The following is a 14,967-nucleotide window of genomic DNA, read 5'->3' on the forward strand; positions in this document are numbered from 1 at the left end:
GACCGACCTGACCGAGCATCGCGGCCAGCGTGACCCCGAGCCAGATCGGCTGCTCCCCGTGGTCCTGACGCTGCATCGACCAGCTGAGGTTGATCATGGTCCGCGACCGCGCCATTGCGCGTGCCAGCTCCTCGATCGTCCTCGCGGGAACCTCGGTGAGGGCCGATGCCCACTCCGGCGACTTCGGCGTCCCGTCCACCTCACCGCGGACATAGGCGATGAAGCGTTCGTAGCCCACCGTGCAACGGTCGAGGAACGCGCGGTCGGCGAGTGACTCCACGTCGAGCACATGGGCGATGGCGAGCATGAGCGCGGCGTCGGAACCCGGCCGGGGCGCGATCCAGTCAGTGCCGGCCTCGGCGAAAGCATCATCTCGGATGGGACTGATGTCCACGAAGCGGCATCCGGCCTCTCGCGCCCGGCGAACACCTTCACGCGTCCCGTGCTTGGCGATCCCTCCGGGCCCGACAGCAGAGTTCTTCTCCGACAACCCTCCGAAGGAGACGAACAGCTCCGTGTGCTCCGCGATCNGGGCTCCCGACGTCCCGTAGCTGTAGTCGCCGACGGCTGAGACGTAGCCGCCGAGGCAGTTCAGGAACCTGTGGAGCTGGCTCTGCCCATGGTGGAACCTGCCGGCACTCGACCATCCGTACGACCCGCCGTACACGGCCGATGGACCGCTCGCGGTGTACACACGGCACAGCTCGGCGGCCAGGAGGTCCAGAGCCTCGTCCCAGCCGACCTCGATGAACGGCTCGTCCCCGCGTCCCGCGCCCCCGGGGCCGTTGCGCAGCCATCCCTCGCGAATCGCGGGACGAGCGATGCGGGAGGCGTGGTGCTGGCTGGTGCCCACATTGCCGATGATGGCTCGGGGATCGGGATCGCCCGACCAGCCGGTGACGTCTCGCAGGGACCTTCCGTCGGTCTCCGCCTCGAGCATCCCGAAGTGGGTCAGGTGTCGCGACCTCATGAACTCTCGACTCCCTTAGGTTCCGGGTGATTGCTCAAGTCTGACGGACGGCGGTCTACTGCCGACCGATGCGCTGGTAGACGCTCGGCTGGAGACGCTTGAGGGCGGCGGCCGTCAGTACGCCGGCAACGAAGATTCCCCCGATGACGACGAGCAGTGCGTTCGACAGCGTCTGAGAACCGCCGGTCAGCAGATTGAAGTTCACGATGCCCAGGACCAGACTTGCGCCGAGCCCAATCGCCGCCAGCACCGGGATCACGGTACGGCGCCAAGTGGTCTCCTGAGTGTCGCTCGAACGCATGTAGCGCATCACCGCGAGGTTGCTGCAAAGAAGACCGCCAGCGTCGCGACGGAAGCGATACCGAGGATCGCGGCGTAAAAGGCGAGAGGCTCGACATCGAGCACCACGATCGGCACGAAGATGACTGCCGTCGCCACGCTCATCGCCAAGGATGCGGCGTGGGGGGACCCGTGGCGCTGGTGCACGCCCGAGAGCGCTCGCGGAAGGATGCCGTCCGCGCTGAGGTTGAACACGTAGCGCGAGGCGACGTTGTGCGCGGTCAGGAGGACGGCGAACGCGCTTGTGTTGACCAAGACATTTGCGGCATCCGTTGTGAACCGGCCAGCGAACTCGGAGATGCTCGCGTGCATGACTCCTTCGGGATCAGCAAGCACCGAAGCAACCGCGTTGCCCACGCCGAGCGAGTCGATGAAAAGCCAGGAGGTCACGCTGTAGAGGACACCGGCCGCTGCGATGACGCCAAACGTGGCGCGCGGAATCGCGCGGCGCGGGTCACGAACTTCGTCCCGGAAGAGAACGGCCACCTCGAAGCCACCGAACATGCCCATGGCGAAGAGGATGCCGATCGCGAAGGATCCGTCGAACAGGTGCGCCGGTGAGAAAGGGGCAGCGCTCAGGTCGTCTGGACCGCCACCGTGGAGGATGACGGCGGTGTCGTACACCGCCACCACGACAAGCTCGCCGAACAGCAGCAACGTGGTGATCTTGGCGGACAGGTCGATGCGGAGATAACCGAGCACGGCGGTCAGTCCCCAGAACACCGCACCCCACACGTACCAGGGCGCGCTTGGACCGTGAAGGGTGTCGGTCACGAGCGCGCCCAGCACGATGCCACCGAAGGCGACGGTCCCGGAAGCAACGCAGAAGTACGCCACCAGCATGGTGAAGCCGGAACCGAGGCCGACCTCGCGGCCGAGGCCGGCGGTGATGAACGAGTAGAACGCTCCGGGCCGCGGCAGTGCCTTCGACATGCGGATGAATCCGTCCGCGAAAGCGGCGAGGATGATTCCCGAGATGATGAAGACGAGCGGCGTACCGACGCCGTTGCCCGCGACGAGCATGATCGGGATGATGCCGACCACGACCACCAGTGGCGCGTTGTAGGCCATGATGCTGAAGAACAGCTCCAGCGTCCCGAGGTTGCCCCGCAGGCGCGGCCCGGTTCCCTGGTCGTTGGCTGGCTGAGTCGTTGAGGTCATCGCGCCCGTCCTTGTCGGCCGTGTCCTGCGCCGGGTTGCGCTCCTGGACGGGATCAGTCTGTTGAGCCCCTGCGGCCGGTGCACTGGTGCATCTACCATTCCGCTGCAGGGGCATTGGGCGTTCGCCAGTGCGCCGCCGGTTGGCCAGCCCCTCAGGCCCGGCGCTCAGGCGTTCGCCGCGGCAGGACTCAACGGGCGTCAGTCTCGGGCATCGCCGACGACGTCATTGCGCGATCGATCAGTTCGGCAAGGTGCAGCCCGGAGCGGGAGGGATCCACCTGCTTGACCTGCATCGAGCAGCTGAAGCCGTCGGTGAGGACCGGCACGTCGGCCGCTGTCGATCGCAACGCCGGTGCGAGCGCCTGCTCCGCGACCGACATGGAGAGCTCGTAGTGCTCGGCCTCGAACCCGAAGTTGCCGGCGACACCGCAACAGCCCGTCGCCTCACGGACCTCCTCGACGCCGAGCGCGGTGAGTGCCTTGCGTTGGACAGCGGCCCCGAAGGTCGAGTATTCGTGGCAGTGGGTCTGCAGGGTGACCGCGGCAGGCAGCGGCCCGGGGGTCCACCCGTCGCTCGTCCACGCGCCGGCGGCCTCGGCGAAGCTCTGGATCCTGGCGGCGACCCGCTCCGCCGCATCGGTGCCCAGGAGCTCGGGCACATCCTTCTTGAAGGCCGCAGCGCAGCTGGGCTCGATGACGACGATCGGCGCATCACCGCTGTCGTCCAGTCGGTGTACGGCCCGTCGCATGACCTTCTTCGCACGTTTGAGCTGGCCGGTCGAGATCCACGGCAGGCCACAGCACGCTTCCGTCTCGCACGTGATCGCGCGACCAGTGGCAGCGGCGACGCGCGCCGCCGCCCCCGCCACCTCGGGGCGGAAGCCCTTGGTGAAGGAGTCGACGAGCAGGACCACTTCAGGGGTGCCGACGGAGGATCCGGCTGTCTCGAGCTGGCGCTCGACGGCACGCCGCGAAGCGAACCGGGGCAGCGCACGCCGTGTCGTGACTCCACCGGCGAAGGCGATGAAGCGACCCAGGGGTGAAGCGAGCACGAGGTTCACGAAGCCCGGGACCCGACCAGTGATCTTCAACCAGAAGGGCAACCAGCCCAGCGTGAAGTGCGCGATCGGTCGCAGGCGGCGCCGGTAGTAGCGGGAGAAGAACTCTGCCTTGTACGTCGCCATGTCGACGCCGGCGGGACAGTCACTTGAGCACGCCTTGCAGGCAAGGCAGAGATCGAGCGCCTCCCGCACGTCCTCCGAGGCCCAACCGTCGCGCTGCGTCGGAGCGGATCGCACCATCTCCTGAAGCACGCGCGCACGCCCCCGGGTCGAATCACGCTCGTCGCCGGTCGCCCGGAAGCTGGGGCACATCACGCCCCCCGTCTCGGTCCGGCACCTTCCGACACCGATGCAGGACTGGACGGCATGGACCCAGGGATCGACCCCGGCCGCTGCGGCCTCGACGGGGTGGAGCGCAAAGCTGGTCCGCCACTCCCGATCGGGGACGCCGGCGAGCGCTAGGTTGTCGTCAAAGGCATCGGGAGCCGTGATGGAGCCCGGGTTGAGGATCCCCACGGGGTCCCACGCCAGCCGGAACTCCTCGAAGGCCGCCATCGCTTGGGACGAGTACATGATCGGGAGCAGCTCCGACCGAGCGCGCCCGTCACCATGCTCGCCGGACAGGGTGCCGCCGTGCCGCACGACGAGCGTTGCGGCCTCTCGTGTGAAGGTACGAAAGACCTGGCGCCCACGCTCGGAGCGAAGGTCGTAGGTCACCCTGATGTGCATGCACCCGGCGCCGAAGTGGCCGTACATGATGCCCGTCAGGCCGTGTGCTGAAAGCAGCTCGCGGAAGTCGGTCAGGTAGTCGGCCAGATCGGCGACCGCGACCGCCGAGTCCTCCCACCCCGGCCACGACTCGCCGCCGCTGGACGGGCGGTAGCTCAGACCGGCGCCGTCCTCCCGGACCCGCCACAGCGCGGTCCGCTCGGCTTGGTCGGTGATGAGGCGACCTTCGCGAAGCCGACCGGATCCGCCCAACCTGGCGAGCAGGGCCTCAGCATGCGACGCGACCTGGTCGGGATGCTCGCCGTCGAGCTCGACGTACAGGAAGGCCGATCCGGCTGGCAGTCCGACGACCGCATCAGGGCCTCGGCGCAGCCGCATGGTCGCGACGATCTCCTCGTCGATCCCTTCGACAGCAGCGGGGTCGAACTCGAGGATCGTCTCGACGTCGCGAGCGGCGTCGACCACGTCGTCGTAGCCGAGGACGACCAGGAGCGCAGAGAGCGGCTTCGGAACGACGCGGACGCGGGCACCCACGACCACCGCGCAGGTCCCTTCCGAGCCCGCCAGGGCGCGAGCAACGTCGAAGCCGTTCTCGGGCAGGAGGTTCGCGAGGTGGTAGCCGGAGACCTGACGAGAGAGGCGTCCGAGCTCTGTCCGGAAGGTCGCCAGGTTCGAGCGCGCGATCGTCGCGAGTCGAACGTTGAGCTTGTTGGCGCGTTCGGCGGACGATCGGTCCGCGGGGTCGGTCGGGCGCAGTCCGCCTGCGGCTGCCGTCAGCCGTGATCCGTCCGAGGTCACCAGGTCGAGCTCGACGACGTGGTCGGACATGCGGCCGTACCTGACCGAGTGATTGCCGCACGCGTCGTTGCCCACCGCCCCGCCGACCGTCGCCCGTGTCCGTGAGGACGGGTCGGGCGCGAAGGTCAGACGTCCTCCCGTGACCGCCTCGGCCTCTCTGCTCAGCGCGGCGAGGACCACGCCTGGCTCGACATCGGCCGTACCGGCTCCCTCGTCGACGGTGAGGATGCGATGCATGTGACGGGAGAAGTCGAGCACCACTCCGGGCCCGATCGCGTTGCCCGCCATCGACGTACCGCCACCGCGGCTGACCACAGGCGTGCGCGTCCCCCGGCAGACCGCCAGGACCGCGACGACGTCGTCGACCGATCGCGGGAAGACCACCGCCAGAGGTCGCACCCGGTAGTTGGATGCGTCGTAGGAGTAGGCGGCCAGCCGGTGCCCGGAGTTGTCGACCTCAAGGCCCGCCGACGTCAGCTGGTCGACAACCAGTTCCCCAGGGTCGCGACCCGGATCATCCTCACGCACCGTTCGTCCGCCGGCGTCAGATCTCGTCGCGCCAGTTCACCGGCGTGATGGAGAGGACGACCTCGGTGCCGATGTCGCCGCCGTACTCCACGATGACGCCCTTGGGCAGGACGACCAGGTCCCCGGGATCGCCCACGGTGACCTTGTCCCCCTCCCGGATCCGGAGCTGGCCCTTGATCACGAAGATCGACTCCTCGTACTGGAGCTGCCACGGGTCGCTGTAGAAGTCCTCCTGGAACACCATGAAGTAGGTCCCCAGCTTCGAAAGAGCGGTACCGGCAGTCCGGTGCTCGATCTTCGCGGGCCCGAAGTCGCGATCCTCGGCGGCTGAATAGCTGGGCTTGGTGACGGTCACACCGGTCACGGCGAGTTCCTCCAGGACGTTTGTTGGCTTGGTCATGCAGTGGCGGAGGCGCGGAGCTTCTCGAAGAGGTCGAGGCGGCGCAGAGCCAGTCCGGGTGCCTCAGGAGCGGCGCGGGAGGCCTCGATCAGGTCGAGGTCGAGCTCCGCAACCACGATCTGCTCCTCCGCGCCGTCGGCCTCGGCCAGGATTCCGTCGTTGATGCCGACGGTCCGGTCCACGGGAGTCGTGATGATCGCGCGACCGGTCGCGTACATCGGCGCATCGAGCGGGAGGCCGCTGGATCCGACCAGCGGCGACATGACGACATAGAGCTGGTTCTCGATCGCGCGTGCCTGACAGCCCGTGCGGACCCGGTGGACACCGCGACGATTCCACGTCAGGGACGGGCAGAAGATCAGATCCACACCCTGGCTCACCAGGTGCCGGGAGAGCTCCGGGAACTGAATGTCGGCGCAGATGAGGACGCCGGCGGTGAAGGGCCCGATGCGGGTCACCAGCAGCTCGTCGCCGCCGCGCGCACCCAGCGCGTGCTCAGGCGGGGTGAGATGGATCTTGTCCTGGCTCTCGACACGCCCGTCCGGGTGCAGGACGTAAGCGGTGTTCCGCAGCGATCCGTCGTCGGCGACCCGGTTGTGGCTGCCACCGACGATGGTCAGGTCGTGACGGGCCGCGAGGTTCGACAGGAACTCCACGATGGGATCGACGAATCTCGGCAGCTCGGTCCAGTAGTCCGACGAGATCGAGTCCACCGTCACCTCATGATCGTCGATCGCCGCAAGCAGGCCCGTCGACGCGAGCTCCGGGAGCAGCACCGCGCGGGCGCCCTTGGCTGCCGCTTCGGCGACGAGCTCCTCGAGGTGGGCAAGAAAGGCACCTACGTCGCGCTCCGCGCGCAGCTCCAGTTGCACGGCGGCAACAGTCAGCGATGGCATGGGGGTTCCTTCTCTCCAACGGGATCTCGGCGGCCGTGACGTCGTTGCCGCTCGCATCTGAGCTGTGGCGGTCCTCGGCGTGGACCGACGCCTGTGAGGCGCGAGAACGACGCTAGGACAGGCCGCCTGGGGTGGTCATTGGCAGATCGGCGAACCCCTGACCAGATCGCTGTGAGATCGCCAGCGAGCTCGGCTCAGCTCAGCATTGCGCGCTGCGGGCTCAGGCCTGCAGCGAAGTCACTGTCCTCGCCGGCGATGCTCTCCGCCACCACCTGTGCACAGATCGGAGCGCTGGCCACACCCCACATGTGGCCGACGTTGACATACGCGCCATCCAGGCGGCCGACGATGGGCAGGTTGTCGGGCGTCTCACTGCCCAGACCGGCCCAGAGACCGGTGACACCGAAGTCGGCATAGCGGTCGAACCTGTCCATGGCGACCGCTGTCATCGCACGCGTGGCGTTGAGGCTGATGTGTGGATTGAGCGAACCGCGCCCATCGATGCTGTGCCCGATGTAGAGCGATCCCCCGTGGTTCAGCGAGATGGTGTCGTCGTACTCCAGCGCGCTGGCCGGCTCGCCATCGTCGACGCTGTTGTCCTCGCCGTAGGCCGGTGGCGCGAAGAGACCAGGGTCGAAGTCCGGGAGGTCGAGGAGCGCGCCGCAGCCGTGGACACCCCGTGGCCCGCGAAGAGGCGGGCTGGTAGCCGTCTCCAGGGGCTGGGTCATCAGTTGTCCCATCCGGGTCGTCTCGATCGGCAGATCGATGCCTTCCGTCCGGAGCATCACTGCCCATGCGCCGACCGCCCAGACCACACCACCCGCGTGAACCTCACCGCGCACGGTTCGGACCCCGGTCACGGCGTCACCGTCGCGCAGCGAGGAAAGGACGGAACAGTTGCGCAGGATCTGGATGCCGTGCCTGATGCAGGCGTTCTCCAGTGCGTTGACGAAGCCGAGCGAGTCGATCTGCGCGTCATCACGGCAGAACGCCGCGCCGATCGCGGTCTCGGGAAGGACCGGAGAGAGCTCTGCGGCGACATCCCGCGAGACCATCTCGATGTCGAGCCCAGCGTCCTGCCGATCACCCACGTAGCGCTCGATCACCGCGCGCTGCTCGTCGTTCTCGAAGAAGAACAGTCCTCCGTCGCGCCGCAGGTCGAAGACGTCACCGAGCACGTCGATGTACTCGCCATACTTCTCTCGGCCCGCACGGGCGAGCGTCAGCTCCAGGCCTCGACGCCGGGTCTGCAACCACAGACCTCCAGCATTGCGGCTCGATGCGCCGTAGCCGGGGAAGCGCTGCTCGACGACTGCCACGGTGAATCCGCGCTTGCGCAGCTCCCACGCCGTACAGAGTCCGACGAGACCTGCTCCGACGACGACGACATCGGCGGACGCCAGCGTGTTGCCTTGGGCCATCTCGAACCAGTCCTCTCGATCAACCTCGGCTGTCGCGGTGCTCGACTCGTCGCGAACCGCAGCAAAGGCCTGCACCCTATCCGCGCCTGGGCCGTCCCGAGCCGTGAAGGCGTGAGCGCTCCCACGAAGGTAGACCCGGCAGCCAGCCGGGCGGGATGAGTACATCTCCAAGCATGAGGGCTGCCCCTCGGAGTTCTACCAACATCTCGGTGCCGGTGGCGGGATAATGTGCCCACGCGAACCAATCGCTCACCAGCGAGCCCCAGCAACCCGGGAGGGCGCATGACGGCGAGGTCATCCACGTGCACCCTTGCCGCCGTCCTTGCCGAGCTGGGGACCGAGGCGGAGCTCCTGGGAGACGAGGCGCACTTCTCGACCCGTGCGGTCGCCGGCTCGACCATCTGGCCGGGGACCGGCAGGCCCCGTCCCGAACCCGATCTCGTCATCGTCTGTCCTCCCGTCCAGGGGACCGACGCCCTGGCTGCCCTCTTCGACACGCTGCCTCTGTCGCCCTCGCGGATCGTGGCCCTGACGACGTCGCCCGCGGTCCCCTCAGCGAAGCTGAGGAAGATGGCTGGTGAGCACGCCGTCATCATCCTTCCCGGGTTCGAGCAGTCCGACGTGGTCCTGGCGATCGCTCGCGCGACGGACAGCCCCGACGAAACGGTCGCGCGCCGGCTGAGCGCCTTGCAACGATCGCTGACGCTGGCGTTGAGCGAGACGGAACCCATTCCGGCACTGCTCACCAAGCTGAAGTCGCTCTGCAACGCCACGGTCGCCCTCGTCGACAAGCGCGGGCGCACGATCCACGCGTCCGGCCCGCTGCCGATGAGTCTGCTGATGGCCGAGATCACCAGCACCGAAGCCCCCTCGCAGAGCGTGCAGGCAGAAGGCTGGTACGGCCTCGCCGATCGGATCAGCGATCCCACGCAGGCCGGCGAGCACTTCGGTTGGCTCATCGCGACCGCCCGCCGCTCCGAGTTCCCCGACGGCTACTCATCGGCCGCCATCCACGTCGCGACCACGCTCGTCGAGGCCAGCCTCCGCATGACCCAGGTGACTGCTCGCCAGGAGCGTGCGGTCCGGTCGGCAGTTCTAGAGGAGGCCATCGCCCTTGATCGGCGCCCCCGAGCTCCGGAGCTTGCAGGACGGTTGGCGGGCTTCGGCCTGTCCTTCAGTGACGAGCTCCGGGCGGTGGTGTGCCAGCCCGCTGAGAGCGATCGCACCGACCGCGCCAACGCGGCGATCGGGGAGCGCATCCCACTCGCCCTGGGACGCGAGGGCATTCCGCACCTCATCTCGGGGCGCGACCGGTACGCGATCCTTCTCGTGCAGTGCACGCCGGCCACCTTCCGTCGGCTGCTGGTGGCCGAGGGCGACTCCCTCCCGGAGATGAATGTCGGGATCGGGCGCTCGATCAGGCAGATCTCCGACGTGGCGGACTCGTTCCACGATGCTCAGCTGGCCGTTCGTTCGTTGCGGCGTCCCCCGCCGGGGACGAATGCGATGTGCTACGACGACTTCTCCTTCGCCACCCGCCTGTTCTCCGACGTCGGTCTGGACAGCATGCTTGCCTGGGCGGACGCGTTCCTCGAGCCGATCGACCGCGACGGGCCGCTGTTCGAGAGCCTGCAGGTGTACTTCGAGCAGCACCAGAACATCAACGCCGCGGCCGAGCTGCTCCACGTCCACCACAACTCTCTGCGCTACCGGCTCGCCAAGACCGAGGAACTCCTCAAGGTCTCGCTTCGTGATCCGGCCGCAGTGGCATCGGTCTATCTCGCTCTCGCAGCAGTGGACCTCGGCAGCATGCAGTCGACCACCAGGCCGCGCCACGTCGCTCAGCCCACCCGTCTGCCCGCGGACATCGAGGCACCCGGTACGCCGGCCGAGCTGTCCGGTCGTCCGAGCGACCGGAGTGGAGTCGTGCTCGGCCTCGAGTCGTGAGACCTACGAGTCACTCTGGATCGGGGCCGTCGGTCCAGGTGTCGTAGACCTCGGAGAGGGTCGGGAACCAGACGTCCGCGTGCTTCGTGACGTGGTCGAGGAACCGCTCCAGCATCAGGATGTTGTGCGCCCGTCCGATCGTCTGCGGATGGAGGGTCCACGTCATCACCCCGCCGGGGCAGCGCTCATAGGCGAAGTCGAAGCTGTCGATCCACCGACGCAGGACCGTCTCGTTGCTCTGCATGAGGGCGCTGCCCTTGAACGACTCCAGCTCAGGAAAGTCGTCGAGGATCCAGGAGACCGGCATCTCCAGCACGGAGCTCGGGGGCCCGAAGGTGTTGCCCTCCTCGAGATCGATCCCCGTGACGACGCGAGGCCGATAGGGCTCGAAGTCTCGTCCCATGAGCGAGGAGTCCCAGTCGAAACCGAACTCGGCGAGCAGATCCAGCGTGTGATCGGTGATGTCGAGGGCAGGCGAGCGATACCCGCGCGGCCGCTGGCCGAGCAGCGAGTCGTGCAACGCCACCTGGAGCTCGAGGAGCCGCCTCTCCTCGTCGAGCTCGAGGGACGGAATGTACTCGTGAAAGACCCCGTGCGCCCCGATCTCATGTCCATCACCGCGTACAGCCTCGACCGCGTGGGGGAACGTCTTCATGGTGTGGGTGGGAACGCACCAGGTCGTGGTGATGCCGAACGTCCGGAACACCTCGAGCAGTCGCGGCGCTCCGACCTCGGCCCCGAACTCACCGCGGGAGAGATTGGTCTGCGATCGGGACCGGAAGGTTCCGATCCAGACGCTCTGGGCGTCGAAGTCGGGGCTGAGGCAGACGGCGAGGCGCTTGTCCTCAGGGAGCTGAACCGGCACTACTTCTGCCCTCCTACTGACGCCCATTCGTCCGCGAAGTTGCGGCCGCGCTGCACGTCGTAGTCGACCTGGTCTCGCGCGATGACACGAATCGGCCGGTTGGCCGCGAGCTCTTCTGAGATGTGCGCAATCACTCCCGGCATCGTCGAGAGGATGGCGACTCCTGCGCCCTCAGCCGGCGTGAAACCGAGTCCATGCAGGACGGCGGCCATGACTCCCACGTCGTTGATGGGGATGTCGCCCTTGCCCGGCAGGGCGACGAAGGCAGCGTGGACCGCCTCGTACAGCTCAGCGGACTCGGGCCAGTAGCCCTCGGCGACCGCGATCGACTTCAAGAGCTGGCCACGTGGATCGACCTTCTTGAACACCGGGTGCCCCAGGCCGGGAATCCTGCGCCGCTCGGCGCGCAGCTGCGCGACCTTGTTCCTCGCGAACTCTGCCATCGACAGCGAGGAGTCCTGGAACTCCCTGTAAGTGCCTTCGATGAAGATGCCGGTCTCCTCGGTGCTCAGCGTGTGCGAGCCGACCGAGAGACAGGCCGCAGCGAGGCCGGCGGCGACACTCGGGTTCGCCGACACGGCAAATCTGGCAGCGACGGTGCCCGGCTTCTCGAGTGAGTAGTCGAGAACCGCGTTGAGGGCCGCGTCCAGGACCCGGATCTGCGATGGCGTCGGCAGTTCTCCCTTGATGAGGAGGTAGACAGAGCCCGTGAAGGGCAGGGCTCCGATCAGGTCTTCGAGGTCGTAACCGCGGATGTACACCTTGTCGTCGGTGGCCACGCTGACCTTCGATGACCAATAGCGTTCAGAGTTCTTCATCGGCTTTCTCCCGTCGCCTGGGACCCGGGGACCACTGTCGCGGCCAGTTCCTGGGCGACGTCACGCCGGCTGACCTTGCCGTTGGTGTTCAACGGGAGCTGGTCGACCCGCACGAACGTCGAAGGGACCTTGTACGACGTGAGGTGGTCACGTGCGAAGACAGCCAGCGCCTCCGAGTCGAAGACCCCTTGCTGACGCGGCACGACGGCGGCCGCCACCTGCTGGCCGTACAGGTCGTCCGCGAGGCCGACGACGGCGACATCGGCCACATCGGGGTGGGTGCGCAGGACGCGCTCGACCTCGGCCGGCGAGATGTTCACGCCGGCACGGATGATCAGGTCCGAGAGGCGGCCGACGACGTACACGAACCCGTCTTCGTCGACCCGAACCAGGTCCTTGGTGCGGTACCAGCCGTCCTCGGTGAGCGCGGCGCGCGTCTCTTCCGGGTCCTGCCAGTAGCCGAGCATCAGCCCAGGCCCCGTCGACAGGGCCTCGCCGACATCCCCGACGGCCACGTCGTGGCCTCCCGGATCGACCACCCGGAGCTGGGACCGCGGCACGACCTTGCCGGCCGAGCCGAGGCGCGGGATCTGGTTCTCGACCGGGTCATAGGTGACCAGCGGCAGGCACTCGGAGGCGCAATAGGCATCCAATACGGCCGTTCCGGTGAGCTCGAGCCACCGCTCGAAGGCAGGCTCGTTGCGGGGCTCACCGCCGGAGATGCAGAGGCGAAGGGTGGCGAAGCCGGAGAGGTCGAACTGCTGGTGATCGGCGTGCTGGACCAGCTTCGCGAAGGTGTTGGAGACGCCGGCCAAGAAGGTGGCGCGGTGCTCGGCCGCCGCCGCGGCGATCGGCTCGGGACGCGCTCGCCGTACGACGATGACCGTGGCGCCGGCATGCAACAGTGCCAAGGACGTGCTGGCGAGCCCGTACATCCACGCCATCGGCAGGCACACGATCCCCCGATCCTCCGCCGAGAGCCGCCACACCTCGGCGTAGGTCTGGGCGCAGTTGAGCACGGCAGTCGCGGACAACATGATGGCCTTGGGGCGACTCGTCGTTCCGGACGAGAAGCAGATCAGGTGCAGCGGCTCGCGAAGCCCCTCGGGATTGGGGGCGGCGTCGTGGCGAACGGGCGGCACGTCCGCCGCACCGAGGAGCGCCGTCGGGATCCGTCCGCGCAGGCTCCCGAGCAGGTCCTGGTCGAAGTCGTCGTCGACGATGAGCAGGGCCGGATCACTGCTGGTGATCGCGTACTCCAGATCCGACCGGCTGGACGACGGGTAGACCGTGACCAGCACGCCCCCGGCCCGCCAGACGCCCAGGGCGGCGGCAAGATAGTGCGCGGAGCTCTCCGCGACGAGCGCGATCCGCTGCCCCGGCTGCATGCCGGCGTCGGCGAGCCGCCCGGCCCAGGCCCGGATCCTGTCGACCAGCTCGCCGTAGCTCCATGTCACACCGGAGTCGATCACGGCGGTGTGGCCGGGCTGCGCCGCAGCGATCTTCTCGACCGCGTCGACGCACGTCGGCTTCAGTTGCTCGTTCATCGCCATTTTCGATCTCCGCTCGAGGGGTCTCGCTGCCCGGATGCGTGCCGCCTCAGGTGGCGGTCCAGCCGCCGTCCACTGCGATGACCTGGCCGTTGAGGTAGGACGCCTCGTCCGAGGCGACGAACAGCACCACGTTCGCGACCTCCGACGGATCGGCCGAGCGCTTCGCGGGGATCAGGAAGTCCATGATCTCCGGGGAGACACCGATTCCTCGTTGCTGCGACGACACGAGATCACCGAGCACCTCCTCGGACGTCGCGCGCAGGTTGGTGCGGATGACACCGGGCGCGACGACGTTGGCGGTCACGTTGGACGGCCCGACGTCGATCGCGAGCCGTCGGTGCATGCCCTCGATGGCGGCCTTGGACGTGACGTAGGCGATCCCGTCCGCGGCACCACGCTGGCCGGCCACCGACCCGATGGTGACGATCCGCCCGGACTTCTGCGGGATCATGACCTCCGCAGCGGCCTTGCAGCCGTGGAAGGTGCCCGTCAGGTTCACCCCCAGGATTCGCGACCACAGCTCGGTGGACGTCTCGAGGACGTCGGCGTACCCGTCGAAGAGCCCGGCATTGTTCACGAACACGTCGAGCTTGCCGTGCTCGGCGACCACGTCGCCCACGACGGTCCGCGTCGCCTCGAAGTCGGTCACGTCCAGGACCCGGGTGTGCAGGTTGGCCGGCGTCTGGAACTCGTCGGCCGTCTCCTTCAGCCGCTCCTCCGACCAGTCGGTCGCGTAGACCTCGTAGCCGGCGTCGACGAACGAGCGGGCGATGGCGCGGCCGATGCCCGACCCGGCCCCGGTGATGATGACGCTTCGTGCACTGGTGGTGCTCACGGGTGGTCCTTCCTGGGTTGGGACGGCGACGAAGCAACTTCGCGCCGGAAGATCTTGTCTCGCAGGGCGCGCAGGAAGCCCTTGACCCGCGCCCAGAGCGTGGTCGGAGCGGGCTCGATGCCACCGACGACTGCGACGAACTGGTTGAGCGCATCGGCCATGATCGAGCGGACGACCGGGCCACCCATGGCGGCGAGACTTCCGTCGATACGAAGGTGCGCGGTGTAGTCGAGCACCGCCTGGGACGGCACCGTTCCCTGCGTGACATCGACGCTCGCGACGCCGTGCATCTTCATGTTCAGCCGGCTGTCGGTGCCGTCCAGCAGGACCTTCAGCCGGCGGCTACGGGGATCGGGCTCGATCGTCGCGCGCAGGTCCCAGTTGGCGCTGATCCCCATCACCGTGTTGACCATCTTGGCGCGGTAGACGCTCGAGGACTCGGCGACCAGGGTGGCCGGGTCGAGTCCGGGGAGACAGGAGGCGACGAGAGGCACGTCCTCGAGCCGGGTCCACACCTGGTCCACTGCCGCCGGCACCTCGACCCGGTCCTCGAGGTCGACGGTGGTGCCCGGGGTCTTCTTGTTGGCGGTGCGCTTGCCCCAGTCCGCCTTGCGTGTTGCCATCGGTACTACTTCCCCCAACGGGT

At 67.9% G+C, this 14,967-nt stretch carries 12 protein-coding genes and 3 pseudogenes; 1 reads left to right on the top strand and 14 read right to left on the bottom strand.

Annotated features, from left to right (window positions below):
- From ASE20_RS26030 to ASE20_RS13380, 9 genes and pseudogenes are all read right to left on the bottom strand, one after another.
- Positions 1-530 (bottom strand): annotated as a pseudogene (locus ASE20_RS26030) (molybdopterin-dependent oxidoreductase); the annotation flags it as partial.
- 1 nt (position 531) lies between these two features.
- A pseudogene (locus ASE20_RS26035) lies at positions 532-970 on the bottom strand (molybdopterin-dependent oxidoreductase); the annotation flags it as partial.
- A 55-nt stretch (positions 971-1,025) separates the two neighbouring features.
- Entirely contained in the window at positions 1,026-1,280 is a 255-nt protein-coding gene (locus ASE20_RS13355; RefSeq protein ID WP_157538522.1) for a hypothetical protein, read from the bottom strand.
- On the bottom strand, positions 1,280-2,470 hold the full coding sequence (locus tag ASE20_RS13360; RefSeq protein ID WP_056895011.1) for an APC family permease: 1,191 nt from the start codon (positions 2,468-2,470) through the stop codon (positions 1,280-1,282). The genes ASE20_RS13355 and ASE20_RS13360 overlap by 1 nt, the downstream gene beginning before the upstream one ends.
- A gap of 188 nt (positions 2,471-2,658) precedes the next feature.
- Complete coding sequence (locus tag ASE20_RS13365; protein ID WP_235538818.1) at positions 2,659-4,800, bottom strand: FAD-binding and (Fe-S)-binding domain-containing protein; 2,142 nt, start codon at positions 4,798-4,800, stop codon at positions 2,659-2,661.
- 243 nt (positions 4,801-5,043) lie between these two features.
- Positions 5,044-5,586 (bottom strand): annotated as a pseudogene (locus tag ASE20_RS26040) (FAD-binding oxidoreductase); the annotation flags it as partial.
- A 16-nt stretch (positions 5,587-5,602) separates the two neighbouring features.
- Positions 5,603-5,950, bottom strand: a complete 348-nt coding sequence (locus ASE20_RS13370; protein ID WP_056895013.1) for a hypothetical protein — start codon at positions 5,948-5,950, stop codon at positions 5,603-5,605.
- 32 nt (positions 5,951-5,982) lie between these two features.
- Entirely contained in the window at positions 5,983-6,882 is a 900-nt protein-coding gene (locus ASE20_RS13375) for a nitrilase-related carbon-nitrogen hydrolase (protein WP_162261017.1), read from the bottom strand.
- A 194-nt stretch (positions 6,883-7,076) separates the two neighbouring features.
- Positions 7,077-8,378 carry an NAD(P)/FAD-dependent oxidoreductase gene (locus ASE20_RS13380; RefSeq protein ID WP_056895015.1) on the bottom strand — a complete coding sequence of 434 codons (1,302 nt, stop codon included), beginning with the start codon at positions 8,376-8,378 and terminating at the stop codon, positions 7,077-7,079.
- 207 nt (positions 8,379-8,585) lie between these two features.
- On the opposite strand from ASE20_RS13380, the gene ASE20_RS13385 reads away from it, so the two are divergent.
- The gene (locus tag ASE20_RS13385; RefSeq protein ID WP_056895016.1) at positions 8,586-10,250 is read left to right on the top strand and encodes a PucR family transcriptional regulator; all 1,665 of its coding nucleotides are present in this window, start codon (positions 8,586-8,588) and stop codon (positions 10,248-10,250) included.
- Positions 10,251-10,260: 10 nt separating this feature from the next.
- On the opposite strand, the gene ASE20_RS13390 is transcribed toward ASE20_RS13385, so the two are convergent.
- Genes ASE20_RS13390 through ASE20_RS13410 form a run of 5 tightly spaced genes read right to left on the bottom strand, consistent with a single transcriptional unit; the run spans position 10,261 to position 14,944 of the window.
- Positions 10,261-11,115, bottom strand: a complete 855-nt coding sequence (locus ASE20_RS13390) for a polysaccharide deacetylase family protein (RefSeq protein ID WP_200952792.1) — start codon at positions 11,113-11,115, stop codon at positions 10,261-10,263.
- A complete protein-coding gene (locus ASE20_RS13395) occupies positions 11,115-11,933 on the bottom strand; it encodes a citryl-CoA lyase (RefSeq protein WP_056895018.1) in 819 nt (272 codons plus the stop codon). The genes ASE20_RS13390 and ASE20_RS13395 overlap by 1 nt, the downstream gene beginning before the upstream one ends.
- Complete coding sequence (locus ASE20_RS13400) at positions 11,930-13,480, bottom strand: class I adenylate-forming enzyme family protein (protein WP_162261018.1); 1,551 nt, start codon at positions 13,478-13,480, stop codon at positions 11,930-11,932. Before ASE20_RS13400 ends, ASE20_RS13395 begins: the two co-directional genes overlap by 4 nt.
- A gap of 52 nt (positions 13,481-13,532) precedes the next feature.
- On the bottom strand, positions 13,533-14,321 hold the full coding sequence (locus tag ASE20_RS13405) for an SDR family NAD(P)-dependent oxidoreductase (RefSeq protein ID WP_056895020.1): 789 nt from the start codon (positions 14,319-14,321) through the stop codon (positions 13,533-13,535).
- On the bottom strand, positions 14,318-14,944 hold the full coding sequence (locus ASE20_RS13410) for a CoxG family protein (protein ID WP_056895021.1): 627 nt from the start codon (positions 14,942-14,944) through the stop codon (positions 14,318-14,320). The genes ASE20_RS13405 and ASE20_RS13410 overlap by 4 nt, the downstream gene beginning before the upstream one ends.
- Positions 14,945-14,967 lie beyond the last annotated feature (23 nt).

This window comes from Nocardioides sp. Root240, assembly GCF_001428825.1.
Classification (GTDB): domain Bacteria; phylum Actinomycetota; class Actinomycetes; order Propionibacteriales; family Nocardioidaceae; genus Nocardioides.

Bases quoted from the DNA above. Each gene is read 5' to 3' on its own strand.
- ASE20_RS13355 (WP_157538522.1), bottom strand. From the start codon at position 1,280: ATGCGCTACATGCGTTCGAGCGACACTCAGGAGACCACTTGGCGCCGT.
- ASE20_RS13360 (WP_056895011.1), bottom strand. From the start codon at position 2,470: ATGACCTCAACGACTCAGCCAGCCAACGACCAGGGAACCGGGCCGCGC.
- ASE20_RS13375 (WP_162261017.1), bottom strand. From the start codon at position 6,882: ATGCCATCGCTGACTGTTGCCGCCGTGCAACTGGAGCTGCGCGCGGAG.
- ASE20_RS13385 (WP_056895016.1), top strand. From the start codon at position 8,586: ATGACGGCGAGGTCATCCACGTGCACCCTTGCCGCCGTCCTTGCCGAG.
- ASE20_RS13395 (WP_056895018.1), bottom strand. From the start codon at position 11,933: ATGAAGAACTCTGAACGCTATTGGTCATCGAAGGTCAGCGTGGCCACC.
- ASE20_RS13400 (WP_162261018.1), bottom strand. From the start codon at position 13,480: ATGAACGAGCAACTGAAGCCGACGTGCGTCGACGCGGTCGAGAAGATC.
- ASE20_RS13410 (WP_056895021.1), bottom strand. From the start codon at position 14,944: ATGGCAACACGCAAGGCGGACTGGGGCAAGCGCACCGCCAACAAGAAG.